Source organism: Planococcus rifietoensis, assembly GCF_001465795.2.
Taxonomy (GTDB): Bacteria; Bacillota; Bacilli; order Bacillales_A; family Planococcaceae; genus Planococcus; species Planococcus rifietoensis.
In genome coordinates this window covers 961,509-978,149 of the sequence record NZ_CP013659.2, presented here as the reverse complement: position 1 = coordinate 978,149, position 16,641 = coordinate 961,509, and the positions used below count along the sequence as shown (strand labels likewise).

Sequence of the window (16,641 nt, the reverse complement as noted above, 5' to 3'; positions counted from 1 at the left end):
ATTCTTTGATGTAATTGCTGATCATGAAGTGTTATTGGCTGCGGCGTATTTTTTCGGATTCCGCTGCCGATTCGGCAAAGTACAACGCAGCCTTGAATATTTCATCCCGCTCCGGTTCCTGCAGCAGATCGTGGTAGCAAAATGGCCATTCCTTGAATTGGAATTCGTTCACGGCTTGCTTAGACAGCCAAGTACGCCCAGCAGCGGTTCGTGTTATCAAATCCCGCTGGCCCACATGGAGCATGATTGGAGTATCCTGAAGCTGTATTTGAGCGGCTTGCTCCAAATAACTTTGCAATTCCTTCCACCAGACCGGTGAACTGAGTGACTTGATCGCTCGCTCGGCACCCGCCGACTCATCGTGGAATTTGCGTCTCGTCAAATGGCGCAATTCGATGCCATGGTCGATTTTCCCTTTCCCGGTAAGCTTGCTGATTCCGGACAAGGCAAGTGTTGGCTTGCTCGGCACTTTTTGCAATTCAAACCATGGCGACGTGAGAATAAGCGCTGCTATAGGATGGCGATTTTGTCTAAGGGCATGGATAGCGATCGCTGCGCCGAGCCCATGTCCCGCGAGTACAATTGGCAAGTCATTTTCCGCTGCCAGGCGCAGCAGCTCAGCGGCTGTTTTATCATACTCGAAAAATGGTTCACGGTGTACCGAATCAGCTGCTGCTTGTGTCCCATGTCCCGGCAAATCGCCCATATAGACGTGAAACCCGCTCCTGCGCCATTTCTCGATTTGCCATGCATAGCGCTTATGCTCCTCGTATGCACTGTGGATCAACACGATAACGCCTGTTGCCTCGCCTTCCGCTTGCCATTTCCACATAATCCGCGCCTCCCTATACAGCTTGATCGATTGACCTTTTCCGTTGTTTTGATACGATTAGAACTAATTACATCTTATCAATGATAAAGGAGCTTTGCCATGATCTATCCATATAAAGACAAATCACCAAAGATTGACAAATCGGCATTCATTGCCAATTATGCGACCGTCACCGGCGATGTGACGATCGGCGAGAATTCTTCTGTCTGGTTCAACACCGTCATCCGCGGCGACGTGGCACCGACTATTATCGGGAAAAACACCAATATCCAAGACCTGTCGATGCTCCACCAAAGCCCGGACAATCCGCTCATCTTGGAAGACGATGTCACCATCGGCCATCAAGTAACGCTTCACAGCTGTAAAATCAAAAAAGGCGCTCTCGTCGGCATGGGCTCGATCATTCTGGACGGTGCTGAAATTGGCGAAGGAGCTTTCATCGGCGCAGGCAGCCTTGTCGCGCAAGGAAAGAAAATCCCAGCAGGCACACTGGCATTCGGCCGCCCCGCAAAAGTGGTGCGTGAACTGAACGAAGCGGACAAACAAGATATGGAGCGCATTGTTCGGGAATACGCAGAAAAAGCAGCTTATTATAAATCACTTCAATAGAAAAAGCAGGCGGAAAAATCCGCCTGCTTTTTATTATGCGTTAGCCTGTTGTTTCAAAGCATCCGCTTTGTCTGTGCGTTCCCATGGAAGATCGACATCCGTACGGCCGAAATGGCCGTAAGCCGCTGTCTGTTTGTAGATTGGGCGGCGCAGGTCGAGCATCTTGATGATACCTGCTGGGCGCAAGTCGAAGTTTGCGCGGACAAGTTCGATGAATTTGTCTTCGCTGACTTTCCCAGTGCCGAACGTATCGACAGCAATCGATACCGGATGTGCTACGCCGATTGCATAAGCAAGCTGCACTTCACATTTATCGGCGAGGCCAGAAGCAACAATATTCTTCGCCACATAGCGTGCTGCATAAGCACCGGAACGGTCGACTTTTGTCGCGTCTTTACCGGAGAATGCCCCACCGCCGTGTCGTGCATAACCGCCGTACGTATCGACGATGATCTTGCGGCCTGTAAGCCCTGCATCTCCTTGAGGTCCGCCGATGACGAAGCGGCCTGTCGGGTTGATGAAGTATTTCGTTTCAGCGTCAAGCAATTCAGCCGGTACAACGGCATTGATGACGTATTCCTTCAAGTTGCGCTGGATTTGCTCCAAAGACACTTCCGGATGGTGCTGTGTTGAAATGACGATCGTATCGACACGCACCGGTTTATTGTTTTCATCATATTCAATCGTTACTTGCGTTTTGCCATCAGGGCGCAAATACGGCAAGATTTCTTCTTTGCGCACTTCTGCCAAGCGGCGTGCGAGTTTGTGCGCCAGGCTGATTGGCAATGGCATCAATTCTTCTGTTTCATTTGACGCATACCCGAACATCAAACCTTGGTCGCCTGCCCCGATCTCATCCAATTCCTTATCGGTCATCTGGCCTTCACGCGCTTCTAGAGCCACGTTGACGCCTGCAGCGATATCTGCCGACTGCTCATCAATTGCTGTCAACACTGCGCTTGTCTCGGAATCGAAGCCGTATTTCGCACGTGTATAGCCGATTTCTTTAACGGTCTGGCGGACCACTTTTGGAATATCTACATACGTGGATGTTGTGATTTCGCCTGCGACAAGAACAAGCCCTGTCGTTACAGTCGTTTCGCATGCGACACGCGCATTCGGGTCTTCTGTCAGGATCGCATCCAGGATTGCGTCTGAAATTTGGTCGCAAATTTTATCCGGATGGCCCTCTGTTACTGATTCTGATGTGAATAATCGACGGTTTGTCAAAAAAAGTTCCTCCTTATATCCTGCGAGATTGCTCTCGAAATTGATACGGTACTCGTTTTCCCATGTCAAGTCCGTTTCCGTTTATAGGAATTGAACTTCCAGCTTTTTCAGCCTGCACACGAGGATTAAGGGCATTCCATAAAAAAATCCCTTCTCTCATCTTCAAGCAATGAGGAAAGGAATAATCATCATAAGCACCTTTCACTCTTATCGTCCAAGGCATTCGCCTTGCTTCAGGTTGGGCACCATCGCTGCAATTGCAGCAGGTTGCCGGGTTTCATTGGGCCTGCACCCTCCACCAGCTCGGAATAAGAGTATCCGTTCAATTTCCCATCATACGGAATGCAACAAGCACTGTCAACGTTTTTAACGGAAACGATTGTCAGACTTTTAAGCATGCATCTTTTTCTACTATTGAAACAGCACAAATCGTTAACATTGACAGATTTCTAGTTATTAGTATAGACTAATCGCGTCAATGTGTTATACTAATGTTCGAATATACATCTTCCCCATTCATTTGGGAATAAACGAAAAGGAAGGTACATATATATGACTTCAGTGAACCTAGCAAATGATTTGAAAGAGCTTTTGAACGGCTCGAATATTAATACGCAACTATCCGTTCCACAATTGGTGGAAGCTGCAACATCCCGCGGGGAGGCAGTGTTGACGCGTGAAGGCGCAGTCAAAGCGGAAACAGGCAAATACACGGGCCGTTCGCCTAAAGACAAGTATATGGTAGAAGAGGCGATTTCGAAAGATAAAATTGATTGGGGCAGCGTCAACCGCCCGATTTCCTCTGAAATCTTTGAAAACCTATATGCTAAAGTCCTCAATCATTTGAAAGAAAAAGACGCTTTGTATGTCTTCAAAGGCTTTGCTGGCGCAGATCCTGAGTCACGCCTGGCGATTCAGACAATCAACGAATACGCTTGGCATAACTTGTTCGCCCATCAATTGTTTATCCGCCCGACTGCGGAAGAACTGAAGGCGCATGAAGCTGAATTCACTGTTGTTTACGCCCCGACTTTCCACGCAGACCCTGCGGTGGACGGAACGGATTCCGAAACATTCATCATCGTTTCGATGGAAAAGAAAATCATCTTGATCGGTGGTACGGAATATGCAGGCGAAATGAAGAAGTCCATCTTCTCGATCATGAACTACATCCTTCCTGAAAAAGGCATCCTGCCGATGCACTGCTCAGCGAACGTTGGCAAAAACGATGACGTTGCCTTGTTCTTCGGCCTTTCCGGCACAGGCAAAACGACTTTGTCGGCAGACGAAGACCGTAAATTGATCGGCGATGATGAGCACGGCTGGTCCGATAACGGCGTCTTCAACATCGAAGGCGGTTGCTATGCAAAAACGATCAACTTGTCTCGTGAAAATGAACCACAGATTTTCGATGCCATTCGTTTCGGCTCTGTCCTTGAGAACGTCGTTGTTGACGAAGACACACGCATCCCGGACTACGATGATGGATCGTTGACTGAAAACACGCGTGCAGCCTACCCGATCGATGCCATCGACAATATCGTCATCCCTTCTGTTGCAGGACACCCGAAAACGATCGTCTTTTTGACTGCGGACGCATTCGGCGTATTGCCTCCAATCAGCAAATTGACGAAAGAACAAGCGATGTACCACTTCCTTAGCGGCTACACATCAAAACTGGCCGGCACAGAACGCGGCGTCACTTCACCGGAAGCGACATTCTCGACATGCTTCGGCTCACCATTCCTTCCGCTTCACGCGACAGTTTACGCTGAAATGCTTGGCGATAAAATCGATGAGCACGGCGCAGACGTCTACCTAGTAAACACAGGATGGACTGGCGGGGTTTACGGCGTCGGAAGCCGCATGAAACTGTCATACACTCGCACAATGGTCCGCGCGGCAATTCGCGGCGACTTGAACGGCGTGGAAATGGAACACGAATCCGTCTTCGGCTTGAACATGCCAAAAGAAATCCCAGACGTTCCGACTGAAGTATTGAACCCGCGCAATGCATGGGCTGACAAAGAATCTTATGATCAAAAAGCACAGGAATTGGCGAAGAAGTTCAAAGACAACTTTGAAAAATTCGGCACTGTGGATGCTGGCATTAGCCAAAAAGGCGGCCCTACCCATAATTAATTACATCATAAAAGGATGGAGAGAAATCAATGATTTCTCTCCATCCTTTTTTTATTCTCAACTACCGCGTTAAGCTTATGCATTATTGCAGACAGCTTCGGTTAAATCTTCTTTGCGCTTCTCCTGCTCTTTCATCCATAGCGTCAGCGCCTTTGCAGTCTTGCGATTAGCCGTAGGAGGGAAAAAATGCGTGTACTCCGGGAAATACCACGTTTCACACGGCTGATGGTTAAGGTGCAACGCTTCTTCCAACAGGAAGGCTTGCTGGGGCGAAACATTGTCGTCTTTCAAGCCGTGAATGATCAAATAAGCGGCATCGCTTTCCCCGATGCGCATCAGAGGGTTGCGTTCTTCATATGCCGGAAGCGCAGTATTCGGCGTGCCGCCGTATAGACGCTTCATCATGCGGCGCATATCCAGCCGTTCTTTATATGTAAGCACCGTGTCTGTGACACCTGCCCATGTCACGACGGAACAAATATCGTTTCTCAGCACTGCGGTCCATAGCGCCATGATTCCGCCTCTTGAAAATGCCAGCAAATGCACTGGTCCTGCACTGAATTTTTTCAGCACTTCCACGGCATTTACGGCGTCATAGCGGTCGCCACCGGCAAACTCATCTTTCCCTTCGCCGCCGCGGTTGCCGCGGTAATAAGGGGCGAAAACGGTAAATCCCATTCCCGCAAATTGCGCGATCCGTGCCGGCCGCACCATGCCGATGGACTGTATGCCTCCGCGCAGGTACAAGATGGCACTTTCGGCATCATCTGTTTTCGGCTGCGCCAGCAAACCTTTGATACGCAAGCCTTCAGACCAATACGTCACTTCCCGCAAGCGTACGTTCGGATTCGGTGACGGATACCATCTCATTGATTCAATATCACCATTTCTCAACAGTCTTCACCTTCTCTATAATCGCTTCCATGCCTTCGTCGCGCATCAGGAAGCTGTAATTTTCATCGATCACAAGTTCAGGCACAAGCACCGGACCGTCAGTTTCCATCCATGCTACTTTCTCCACGCTCTCAATAGTGGCTGTAAATACCGTTTTACTGAAAGCTTTATCGGTATAAACCGTATATTCCGCTAGCCATTTTAATTTATTCACGCTGGCTCCGGTTTCTTCGAATACTTCCCGCTTCGCCGCCTGCTCCAGCGATTCGTCTGGTTCGGCTTTGCCCCCGGGAAATTCAAGGCCGCGCACGGAATGGCTCGTCAACAGCCAGTTGCCATTATATTTTCCTATCACCAACACATGCCGGCTTTCAATCTGTGACTGTCCTTTTTCAAAAAATAAGCGGCAAGCGCAGCCGTTCAAGTCTTTATATTCCATCAAACATCCTCCCGGCTTCAGAAAAAGCGTACAACCGGCTAACGGTCGTACGCCCATTTCTTCTATTCTACTTCTTTTCGCCGAGAAATGCAGACAGCATCCACGAATGCTTCTCTAAGTTTTGATGGATGGCATTCAGCATATCCTCTGTCATGTCATCGCCGACTTCAGCAGCAAGTTCCATGCCTTTTTTCAAGGATTTCATGATCTTATCGTAATCGGAAACGATGGTATCGACCATCTGCTCCGCGCTTTCGCTGCTGGTCGCTTCATCTACAACCGACAATTCCAGCTGCTCTTTCATTGTCGCTACCGGCTTGCCACCGAGTGCTAGCAGGCGCTCCGCAATTTCATCCATATGGAGCGTCGCTTCGTTATACAGCTCCTCAAACTTTACATGCAAGGTAAAGAAAGATGGCCCTTTGACATACCAATGGAAATTATGTAGTTTCGTATAGACCACTGACCATGTAGCGACTTGTACGTTCAATTCTTCGTTTAATGCTGTTGACACAATTCATCACTCTCCATTTTTTGATAAGCTCTTCTGCTTTATAATTACCTCTAAAAGCCCTACAATAAACATCAACGAACCGCAACCAAACTAGAAAAGAGTGGAATCACGATGAAAACCGCATTAGTGAAGCTGTTCCGTTTCTATCAACGCTTCATCTCCCCACTGTCGCCGCCGAGCTGCAGATTCTATCCGACGTGCTCCCATTATGGGATTGAAGCGGTGGAAAAACACGGCGCATTAAAAGGCGGCTATCTTGCCATCCGCCGCATATTGAGCTGCCACCCGTTCCATAAAGGCGGAGTGGACTTTGTCCCGGAAGAATGGCCCCCTAAAAAATAGGCGGGTTTTTTTCTTGTGTTCAATCGGATTGTATTGTATGATTCTAAGAGTCAACAAAACGTAACGATTACATTTTATGAACACGCATTAAATTTGGAGGGACATTTTATGAAGAAACTAGCATTATTTGCAGGAATAGCACTCATTTTATTATTGGCTGCGTGCGGCAGCAACACAGAAACCGACAGCGGGGCTGAAGGCGAAGCGGCAGAAGGAAAACTCGACGTATATGCAACGGTTTATCCGCTCGTCTATTTTGCAGAACGCATCGGCGGCGAGCGTGTCGACGTCAAATCCGTTTACCCGGCTGGCGCCAACGAGCATAGCTTTGAACCAACTCAAAAAGACATGATCAATATGGCGGACGCCGATCTGCTCTTTTATGTCGGTTTAGGGCTTGAAGGCTTTATCGACAGCGCACAAAAAACGCTGCAAAATGAAGATCTCGAATTTGTCGCTACGGCAGACGGAATCACCGATGAACAACTTGAAGCGGCAGCTGGTGCACAAACTGAGGCACATAGTGAAGACGAGCATGGGCACGAAGAAGATGGACATAGCGACGAGGAGAACCATGAAGAGGAAGAAGGCCACGAAGGTCATGATCACGGCTCCACTGATCCACACGTCTGGATCTCACCTGTCCTGAGCCAGGAACTCGCCGCTTCTGTCCGTGATGCTTTAGCGGAAAAAGATCCGGAAGGCGCTGAGGAATTCGATAAGAATTACGAAGAACTCGTCGCTGAACTAGAAGCGCTTGATGAATCATTCCAAAACTTGGACGAAAAAGTCGAACGTGACACCTTCTTCGTGTCCCACTCAGCATTCGGCTATATTGCAGCACCTTACGGATTTGAGCAAGTGGCCGTCGCGGGCTTGAATAGCCAAGACGAACCATCCCAGAAAGAGTTAACGGAAATCGTCGACATGGCGCGTGAAAAAGACATTCAATACATCGTCTTCGAACAAAACGTCTCGTCGAATTTGACGGAAGTCATCCAAAACGAAGTAGGCGCCGAAGCGATCGAGATGCATAACCTCGGAGTGCTGACACAAGAAAACATCGACAACGATGAAACGTATTTCACCTTGATGGAAAAAAATCTTCAAGCACTCGAAACAGTCTTGAAATAAAAAAACTCGCCGAATGATCGGCGAGTTTTTTATATGTTCAGCTTATATCCGATTCCTGGGCTTTCGCTTAATTTGATTTTTCCGTGCTCCACACAGATTTCCGGAGAGACGATATCTGTCTGCCAAAAATGGCCTGAATCTGAAAAATCCCCAGTGAGTTTCACTTCCGGCAGCGAGGCAAGCGCCAAATTATGAGCTTTCGAGACGCCAAACTCGATCATGCCACCGACCCACATTCCGATCTGTTCATTTCTGCAGAACTCGACAACTTTCAAGGTTTCCGACCAGCCGCCAAGACGCCCCATTTTCAAGACGATAATGTCCCCTGCTTGCTGTTCTGCCATGCGTTTCACATCGTCGAGGCTATGGATACTTTCATCCAGGCAGATCGGCGTCGTCATTTTTGAACGTGCAGCACTATGGGCTGCCCACTCCTGTTCGCTATAGGGCTGCTCGATCAACGCAAAACCGGCCTGATCGAATGCCAGCAGCTCTTCCAATGCCCGCCCTGAAAAACTGCCATTGGCATCGGCATAGAACGAAATCTCTGGATTGGCCGCAACCAAGCTTTTCAATAAATCCGCATCGGTTTCAGGTGAAATTTTCAGTTTGATGCGCCGATAACCTCTGCCGATCGCTGCTTTTACGTTGGGTGCCAGTTCATCGCTCTCTCCTGCAACAACCACACCTGCAGGGATTGTTTTCCGAACTCCCCCGATGAATTCATGCAGCGGCACGCCTTGACGTTTCGCAAATAAATCCCATACAGCCATTTCTACAGCGGCTTTAGCCATATGATTGCCTTTTACTTCGGAAAATAATCTTTCCAGCTCTGTCGGATGCTCCAAACGTTCATTCAGCAATAGCGGAACCAGCACCTGTTCCATCACAAAGCGGCTGCCCGTTACGGTCTCTTCGGTATACCAAGGCGTATCAAAAGCAACACATTCACCGTAGCCTTCGCGCCCTTGGGTATCCCGTACAATCACTATCGTCACTTCCCGTTCCCGTACTTTCTGCAAGACAGTGATGAAAGGCTGGTTCAAAGGCTGCTTTACCTTATGGAATTCAATACCGGCAATTACAGCCATGTCTTCAATTCCCTTCTGAGCAATTTATTCGACGCGTTCCGAGGCAGCTCATTCACCACACGGAACAGTTTCGGCACTTTATAGCCGGCCAGCTGACCACGGCAAAATTCCGCCAGCTCATCCAACACTGCAGGATCATCGAGCACGACAAATGCAGCTGGCACTTCTCCCCATGTGCTGTCTGCCATTGCGCAAACCCCGGCTTCTCGGACGGATGGATGTGCCATCAAAACCTTCTCGATTTCTGCCGGATAAACGTTCTCCCCGCCAGAAACGAGCAGATCCGAGCGCCTGTCGACGACGAATAAAAATCCTTCTGCATCCACATAACCGATATCACCTGTTGCGAGCCAGCCGTCTTTTTGCACGTCCCGTTCTTTGAACTTGCCGATATAGCCAGGAGTCACTTGAGGCCCCTTGATGAGGATCTCTCCTGCTTCCTCTGTCTTTGCGCCGTCAATTTTTACTTGGTATAAAAATAGTGGCTTGCCGGCAGAACCGATCTTCGTTTTCGCATCAGCCGGCTGCAAAGTTGTCGTCTGCGAGGACGTTTCGGTCATGCCATAGGTTTGGAGCACTTGAATGCCATGCGCTTCCGCCCGCTGCAAATAAGACACCGGCACGGGGCCGCCCCCCGCCAGGATCTGCTTGAAGCGAGCTGAAACGCTCAGTTCGCGCTGCTCGATTTCCCGCAGTACTTGGTCAAGTGTGACAGCGACCATCGAACTGTGCGTCACTTGCCCTTTGCACAATTCATCCGCACACACCGCGGGGTCGAATTTCTCGTAAAGCCGGACACCCATCCCGTAGACGAGCGACCTCATTAAAATCGAGAATCCGCTAATATGGAACAAAGGCACCATGCATAGCCAGACATCGTCAGGAGACACACCTAAGTTAAGCGCAGAAGACACTGCGCTTGAAAAATGGTTTTCAGCTGTCTGCCTGACCCCTTTCGGATTGCCCGTCGTACCCGAAGTATACATGATAGACACGGTGCAGTCCTTCGCCCATTCCGCTTTTAATGTAAAGTCCACAGATGGCGCCTGTCTCAATTGTTCAAAAGAAACTGGCTGTGATGCTGCCACCTTCTCGCAGAGTTCACTAGTTGCAAATACCTGGTCCACCTTGGCATCTTCGATTTGGTAAGCAAGTTCCGCTCCCGCCAGCCGTTCATTAAGCATGACCATTTCACAGCCGATATGCAGGCAGCCGTACATGACAAAAACAGCTTCGGCATTCGATCTAGCGAGCAAGGCCACACGCGAATGTTCCGTAATGCCAAAATGGGCCAGCTTCCCGGCATAATCGAGCGCTATTTTGTTCACTTCCCCAAACGTCCATTCATCCTCGCCGAACGATAAAGCCAATTGATTTCCCGTCAGGTAAGCACGCTGCGAAAGCCAATTCGGATATGTCATTTTCAAAATCCTTTCCTCAAGCAAGTTCATTTATTAGCCGTTGATTGAAAAAAGCTGCCTTCGAAGAAGACAGCTCAATTCATTCATATAATCAAGGGAAACGCGGGAATTGGCCGAAGTCCGGTTTGCGTTTTTCTTTAAACGCATCGCGGCCTTCTTTCGCTTCATCCGTTGTGTAATAAAGCAAAGTCGCGTCGCCAGCCATTTGCTGAAGTCCAGCAAGGCCATCCGTATCCGCATTCATTGCTGCTTTGACGAAACGCAATGCAGTCGGGCTCATTTCGAGCATTTCCTCACACCATTTAACGGTTTCGTCTTCCAACTGCTCGTAAGGTACCACTGTGTTGACAAGGCCCATATCAAGCGCTTCCTGTGCATCGTATTGGCGGCACAAGTACCAGATTTCGCGAGCTTTCTTATGTCCGATGATGCGTGCCAAATAGCCGGAGCCATAGCCTGCATCAAATGAACCGACGCGCGGTCCAGTTTGTCCGAAGCGTGCGTTGTCTGCAGCAATCGTCAAATCACAAACAACGTGAAGCACGTGTCCGCCGCCGATCGCGAATCCAGCAACCATTGCAACAACCGGTTTTGGAATGACGCGGATCAAACGCTGCAAGTCCAGGACGTTAAGGCGCGGAATTTCATCTTCCCCAACGTAGCCGCCATGTCCGCGGACGGATTGGTCGCCACCTGAACAGAATGCTTTTTCGCCTTCGCCTGTCAAGACGATGACGCCGACATCCGAGTTGTCGCGCGCGCGTGAAAACGCGTCGATCAATTCATGGACTGTTTTCGGGCGGAATGCGTTGCGCACTTCCGGACGGTTAATGGTGATTTTTGCAATCCCATTATATGTTTCGTATTTAATGTCTTCATATGTAAGTTCTGTAACCCATTGACGTGTTGACATACTAGTCCTCCTCATTAATTCCATTTAATCGTTCCATAACCATTGTAGCAAATTCAGCCGGTTTTTCCACATGAATCGCATGTCCCGCTGAAATGATGCGATGTTCCGCGTTCGGCAATAACTCCTCCATCTCACGCGCGATGGCGCAAAACTTCAGATCTAGTTCTCCGGTCAACAGCAAAATCGGCATATCCAATTTCGGCAAACAGTCCCAATAAGATCGCTGTGAACCTGTGCCCATGCCTTTCAAGCTATTCGCCAAACCTTGTACAGTCTGTGCCAATCGTTCTTGTTTTACTTGCTGCCGCACATGTTCAGGCAATGATTTCTGGCTGTCGAACAACGGGATATTCTCCCATTTCTCAACGAATTGCTCTAGTCCACCATCAAGGATATTAGTGGCTAGCTGAGCATCCCGTTCTCGCCGCTCTTCTCTTGCAACTTCTGATTTCAAGCCAGGTGAAGCACTTTCCAAAATAAGCTGGTCAATGCGGTCTGGAAATTCACATGCATAGGCAAGCGCCGTGCGACCGCCCATTGAATAGCCGAGCAATGTGAATTTCTCCAACTTCATTTCCTTAAAAATGAAATCAAGGTCATCCAGTTGCCGCTCCATCGCATAACGGCTTTCGTCTGCCGGGCTTTCTGTCTGGCCATGCCCAATCAAGTCGATCGCCACTATCCGATAGTCTCTCCAGTTTTCAATGGCCGTTTTCCATGTAGCAGTGCTGCCCGTAAAGCCGTGAAGCAAAACCAGGACAGGATGGGCTCTATCTCCCACTACTTCAATATGGTAGCGGACACCATTCGCTATCAATTTCATGTATTTAGCACCTCATCGAGCCGGCCCCACAATTTCCGGTGAACCGTTACGTTATTGACGCGGTTTGTTGCCACTTCAATGATGCGCACCGGTTTGTCTTTCGGTGTTCTAAGCGCCGACTGCAATTCTTCCACAGTCTTCGCTGAGTAATATTCCGCATCGTACATTTCAGCTGCTGCTTTGAACTGGATTCCTGTCGGCGTGCCGAAAAGTTCCTCGTAATAGCGCTCTTCTTTTGACTGCGGCAAATAAGAAAATATCCCGCCTCCATCATTGTTCATGACAACGATCGTCATATCGGCAGCTTGCAGTTTCGATGCAAGCAAACCGTTCATATCATGCAGCAAAGCCAAATCACCGATCAATAGATAGCTAGGCCGTTTATTCGCTGCCTGGATCCCGAAAGCAGTCGATACCACTCCGTCTATGCCATTGGCGCCGCGGTTGGCATAAATCCGGACGTCCCGTTGCGTCACCTGGAAATACGTATCTGCATCCCGTATCGGCATACTGCTGCTCACAGATAAATCACACCCGTCGAGCTCATCAAAAAAGGCTTTCGCCAATACGCCTTCATCCAATTCTTGCTGGCAATGGATAGACATCGTCTCCTGCACCAATTCCCCTGCTTTTATCCATTGTTCGAGATACGGATTCGACGATTTCGCTTCCAAACTCAACTTCCATAGGGCAGAAGCATGCTGTTGGATGTGATGCGTGACAGCAGATTGCGGGTCTCTGAGCATCGGGCTTTCATCGAGAACGACATAACTTGCAGGCTCGGCTTTCCCTAAAAACAGGCTGAGCGGCTTGGACACAGGCTGAGGTCCAATCCTTACCACTACGTCCGGCGCTACACTGTCAGCAAATTTCTCATTCTTCAACAAGGCATCATACGAATCGACGATGACACCCATTAGGTCATCAGGTACATTCGAGCGCAGATTCGACAACGGATCGGCAAGCACTGGCCAACCGAGGCGGCGGATAAACTCCCATTGCTCCGATGAAACCCGAGCCGTATTTTCACCAGCGATCAGCAAGCCCCGTGAATGGCTGAACACTCCTCGTAAAAATGCCGCAGCATCATCAGTCAGCTGCTGGCCGCTTTCAAAACGGTATAGCTCTCTTTCGCTTTCATAAGGCTGTTCGAAATCGATGCCAAGCGGTTCACGGAATGGCACGTTCAAATGAACCGGTCCCTTCGGCGCGGTTTCAGCCATTGCTGCTGCACGCCCCAAATGGCGCTTCAAAAACTCTAAACGGTTGCCTTGCTCCGGCAACGGCAAATCAGCCGACCATTTGACATGGGTACCAAATAAATTGATCTGGTTGATTGCTTGTGGAGCTCCGACATCACGAAGTTCATGAGGACGATCCGCTGTCACCACGAGAAGTGGCACACGCGCATAATAGGCTTCCACAATCGCAGGAAAATAATTGGCTGCCGCAGTCCCTGATGTACAAATCAAAACAACTGGGCTGCTTGAAGCTTTGGCCAAACCGAGCGCATAAAAACCTGCCGATCGTTCATCGATTTGTCGGTACGTCTCTATCCCCTCTTGTTTCATGAAAGCATAGGCAAGAGGCGTCGAACGCGAACCCGGACTGATAACCGCCTTTTTCACCCCTGCATGTAACAGCGAATGTGTAAATGCCGAAACATATTCAGTTAAAAACTCACGATTCGTCATGCAAATTTCCTCCCAGCACACGAAGCATCGGGCGGAACTTCACCCATGTCTCATCATATTCGGCTTCTGGTGTAGAATCTGCCACAATGCCGCCGCCTGCGAATAAATACGCTTTATCTCCATCAAGCAAAGCGGAACGGATCGCCACAGCGAATTCACCATCGCCTTTTGCGTCAATCCAGCCGATCGGCGCTGCATAATATCCTCTATTCAGAGGTTCATAAGAGCGGATCAAGCTAAGCGCCTGTAACTTCGGTTCGCCGCCGAGTGCGGGTGTCGGATGTAGCGCTTCAACAAGATCCAGTAACGAACTGCCTTTTTTCAGCTTGCCTTCCACCGGTGTATACAAATGTTGAATATCCCGAATTTTCATCAGCTTGGGATTTTGCGGAATGCGCGGATCCGAACAATGCTCCTCGAACACGTCACCGATCATCTGGACAACATACTGATGCTCGGAACGATTTTTTGAATCATTTAATAAAGCTTGTCCCAGCGCTTCGTCCTGTTCAACGGATTGACCGCGTGGGGTAGAACCCGCCAAACAAGTAGACAATGCTCTTTGCTGCTCCACTTTAACGAGGCGCTCTGGAGTCGCCCCGAAAAAGAATTGTTCGCCAGCTTCCAGCCCGAACAAAAAGCTTTCTGGCTGTTCATTCGCTGCTTGGTAAAGTGCTGAGGCCGGTGCTAAAGCTTCCTTAAAACGAAGTTCCAGCGCTCTTGCGATAACCACCTTATCGACTTCGCCTGCACGGATTACGTCTGTCACTTTTCCAATGGACCGCATATATTCGTCTTTTTTCAGTTCCTTCTTTTCTGAAACTTGAGGTTTTTGATACACTTTCGGCTCGGAAACTTGCGCGCCATGGATCAACCGGTCGCGTTCTTTCCGCAACACTTCAAAATCCATAAAGCTGTTTGGCTGCTTAGTAATCAAGTGGACACTGACATACGCCTGCTCTCCCTTGATAATAAGCTGAAATGTCGGCACAGCAAAATAAGCCTGCGGGAAATTTCGCCACTCGCTCGGCTGATCGTTCAAAGGATCAAATGAAAAACCGCCGAATAGCACTGGCTGAACGGCTGTTTCTTCATTCACTAATTGGGAACTCAGCGCTTTCCAGTCCTTCTGAATGCTGCTGAATCGTCCTTTATAATCGTCAGCCGTCAGCACATAAGCATGTCCCAGGCCCACCATCGTAAAGGACTTCTCACGGTTCTGCCAAAACATGCGCTTGCCTTCATATTGTTCCTGCCCAGCTTCAAAAAATGCTAGAGCAGACATGGTTGATACTTCGATTGTTTCTGTATAAAAGCGATAGCCTCTAAAGCGATTCGCTTCCATTTGTTCAGTTGATGAATACGATTGTGAATTCACCGGATTACCTCCGTTTACTGCAGCTTCAATTCACTGCGATACATTTTATCTCTACCTTCTATCATACCCCTTTCTCCGGAATTCAGCACAACATATGCTGTAAATCTCTGTGTTTTGAAGTACAATATAGGTTGGATAGAAATGAATAGGAGAGATAGAAATGACACATTCCATACAAGCTGATAGTGGATGGCGCGTCTGGTGGCAGCTCACCCGGCCCCATACTTTAACGGCATCTTTTGCCCCAGTGTTCCTAGGGACAATGATCGCAATCCATTATACCGCTTTAAATTGGGCGCTGTTCTTAGCCATGCTGATCGCAAGCCTACTGATTCAAGCAGCAACCAATATGTTCAATGAATACTATGATTACGCGAGAGGGCTCGATACTGAAGAATCCGTTGGCATTGGTGGCGCTATCGTCCGGAATGGTGTTTCACCGAAAACCGTTCTTGTTCTGGCATTCCTGCTTTACGCTATCTCTGCTGTATTAGGACTTTATATTGCAGCTTCCACCAGTTGGTGGCTATTGGCAGTTGGTGGCATTGGTATGCTAGTCGGTTATTTTTACACCGGTGGGCCATACCCGATCGCATACACGCCATTAGGTGAATTGTTTTCAGGATTGTTCATGGGCTTCCTTATAGTGATCGTAGCTTTTTATATCCAAACAGAAACAATTACCTCTACCGCTGTTATGTTAGCTGTACCCAGCACATTACTCGTAGCCGCAATTATGATGGCCAATAACATCCGCGACATGGTCGGAGATAAAAAAAGCGGTCGGCGCACTTTGGCTATATTGGCTGGCAGACCGGCTGCAGTTACCATCTTCATGTGGTTCTTTATCTTATCTTATGCTTGGATTATTTTATTGGTATTGCTCAGCATTGTCACTCCATGGGCTTTGTTGGTGTTACTGAGTGTTATTAAGCCCTTGAAGGTAATTATGACTTTTAAGCACTACACTGAACCTTTGCAAGTTATGCCTGCCATGAAAGACACGGGGATTACAAACACTTTGTTCAACTTCCTACTGGCCATCGGTCTACTGGTTGACTACTTTTTATCTTAATACCTAAAAGCTGATGGCCACGAGGCCGTCAGCTTTTTATTTTAGTAATAATCACAGAGAAATTTCTCATATAATAACAGTGGTGAAAACGCCGCCAGTGCGATATATTG

The 16,641-nt window shown here is 48.7% G+C and carries 16 protein-coding genes and 1 riboswitch; of the genes, 5 read left to right on the top strand and 11 right to left on the bottom strand.

Annotated elements, in window-relative coordinates; genetic code table 11:
• Positions 1–31: 31 nt before the first annotated feature.
• Entirely contained in the window at positions 32–832 is an 801-nt protein-coding gene (locus AUC31_RS04755) for an alpha/beta hydrolase (protein WP_058381152.1), read from the bottom strand.
• Positions 833–931: 99 nt separating this feature from the next.
• Here AUC31_RS04755 and AUC31_RS04750 point away from each other — a divergent pair, with 99 nt between their 5' ends.
• Entirely contained in the window at positions 932–1,441 is a 510-nt protein-coding gene (locus AUC31_RS04750) for a gamma carbonic anhydrase (RefSeq protein WP_058381153.1), read from the top strand.
• 33 nt (positions 1,442–1,474) lie between these two features.
• Here the strand turns inward: AUC31_RS04750 and metK are convergent, their stop codons facing one another.
• On the bottom strand, positions 1,475–2,671 hold the full coding sequence (gene metK, locus AUC31_RS04745; protein WP_058381154.1) for a methionine adenosyltransferase: 1,197 nt from the start codon (positions 2,669–2,671) through the stop codon (positions 1,475–1,477).
• A 204-nt stretch (positions 2,672–2,875) separates the two neighbouring features.
• A riboswitch (SAM riboswitch) is annotated at positions 2,876–2,986 on the bottom strand.
• 237 nt (positions 2,987–3,223) lie between these two features.
• Between metK and pckA the strand changes: the two genes are divergently transcribed.
• The gene (pckA, locus tag AUC31_RS04740) at positions 3,224–4,813 is read left to right on the top strand and encodes a phosphoenolpyruvate carboxykinase (ATP) (protein WP_058381155.1); all 1,590 of its coding nucleotides are present in this window, start codon (positions 3,224–3,226) and stop codon (positions 4,811–4,813) included.
• 75 nt (positions 4,814–4,888) lie between these two features.
• Here the strand turns inward: pckA and AUC31_RS04735 are convergent, their stop codons facing one another.
• From AUC31_RS04735 to AUC31_RS04725, 3 genes are all read right to left on the bottom strand, one after another.
• Entirely contained in the window at positions 4,889–5,683 is a 795-nt protein-coding gene (locus AUC31_RS04735; protein WP_058383662.1) for an alpha/beta hydrolase family protein, read from the bottom strand.
• A gap of 10 nt (positions 5,684–5,693) precedes the next feature.
• Positions 5,694–6,146, bottom strand: coding sequence for an NUDIX domain-containing protein (locus AUC31_RS04730; RefSeq protein ID WP_058381156.1), 453 nt, complete (start codon positions 6,144–6,146; stop codon positions 5,694–5,696).
• 67 nt (positions 6,147–6,213) lie between these two features.
• Positions 6,214–6,660 carry a Dps family protein gene (locus AUC31_RS04725; protein WP_058381157.1) on the bottom strand — a complete coding sequence of 149 codons (447 nt, stop codon included), beginning with the start codon at positions 6,658–6,660 and terminating at the stop codon, positions 6,214–6,216.
• 111 nt (positions 6,661–6,771) lie between these two features.
• Here AUC31_RS04725 and yidD point away from each other — a divergent pair, with 111 nt between their 5' ends.
• Both yidD and AUC31_RS04715 read left to right on the top strand, forming a co-directional pair.
• A complete protein-coding gene (gene yidD / locus AUC31_RS04720; protein WP_058381158.1) occupies positions 6,772–7,002 on the top strand; it encodes a membrane protein insertion efficiency factor YidD in 231 nt (76 codons plus the stop codon).
• Between the two features lie 108 nt (positions 7,003–7,110).
• Complete coding sequence (locus tag AUC31_RS04715; RefSeq protein ID WP_058381159.1) at positions 7,111–8,136, top strand: metal ABC transporter solute-binding protein, Zn/Mn family; 1,026 nt, start codon at positions 7,111–7,113, stop codon at positions 8,134–8,136.
• A gap of 29 nt (positions 8,137–8,165) precedes the next feature.
• Here AUC31_RS04715 and menC read toward each other — a convergent pair whose 3' ends face one another.
• The 6 genes from menC to AUC31_RS04685 all read right to left on the bottom strand — a co-directional run bounded on the left by menC (position 8,166) and on the right by AUC31_RS04685 (position 15,456).
• On the bottom strand, positions 8,166–9,227 hold the full coding sequence (gene menC / locus AUC31_RS04710) for an o-succinylbenzoate synthase (RefSeq protein ID WP_058381160.1): 1,062 nt from the start codon (positions 9,225–9,227) through the stop codon (positions 8,166–8,168).
• Positions 9,218–10,648: an o-succinylbenzoate--CoA ligase gene (locus AUC31_RS04705; RefSeq protein WP_058381161.1), complete on the bottom strand. Its 1,431-nt coding sequence runs from the start codon at positions 10,646–10,648 to the stop codon at positions 9,218–9,220. Before AUC31_RS04705 ends, menC begins: the two co-directional genes overlap by 10 nt.
• 91 nt (positions 10,649–10,739) lie before the next feature.
• Complete coding sequence (gene menB / locus AUC31_RS04700; RefSeq protein WP_058381162.1) at positions 10,740–11,561, bottom strand: 1,4-dihydroxy-2-naphthoyl-CoA synthase; 822 nt, start codon at positions 11,559–11,561, stop codon at positions 10,740–10,742.
• 1 nt (position 11,562) lies between these two features.
• The gene (gene menH, locus AUC31_RS04695; RefSeq protein ID WP_058381163.1) at positions 11,563–12,384 is read right to left on the bottom strand and encodes a 2-succinyl-6-hydroxy-2,4-cyclohexadiene-1-carboxylate synthase; all 822 of its coding nucleotides are present in this window, start codon (positions 12,382–12,384) and stop codon (positions 11,563–11,565) included.
• Positions 12,381–14,078 (bottom strand): 2-succinyl-5-enolpyruvyl-6-hydroxy-3-cyclohexene-1-carboxylic-acid synthase, encoded by a 1,698-nt coding sequence (gene menD / locus AUC31_RS04690; protein WP_058381164.1) that lies wholly within the window; start codon positions 14,076–14,078, stop codon positions 12,381–12,383. Before menD ends, menH begins: the two co-directional genes overlap by 4 nt.
• Positions 14,065–15,456 carry an isochorismate synthase gene (locus AUC31_RS04685; RefSeq protein ID WP_058381165.1) on the bottom strand — a complete coding sequence of 464 codons (1,392 nt, stop codon included), beginning with the start codon at positions 15,454–15,456 and terminating at the stop codon, positions 14,065–14,067. The genes menD and AUC31_RS04685 overlap by 14 nt, the downstream gene beginning before the upstream one ends.
• A gap of 160 nt (positions 15,457–15,616) precedes the next feature.
• Here AUC31_RS04685 and AUC31_RS04680 point away from each other — a divergent pair, with 160 nt between their 5' ends.
• Entirely contained in the window at positions 15,617–16,531 is a 915-nt protein-coding gene (locus tag AUC31_RS04680; protein ID WP_058381166.1) for a 1,4-dihydroxy-2-naphthoate polyprenyltransferase, read from the top strand.
• Positions 16,532–16,641 lie beyond the last annotated feature (110 nt).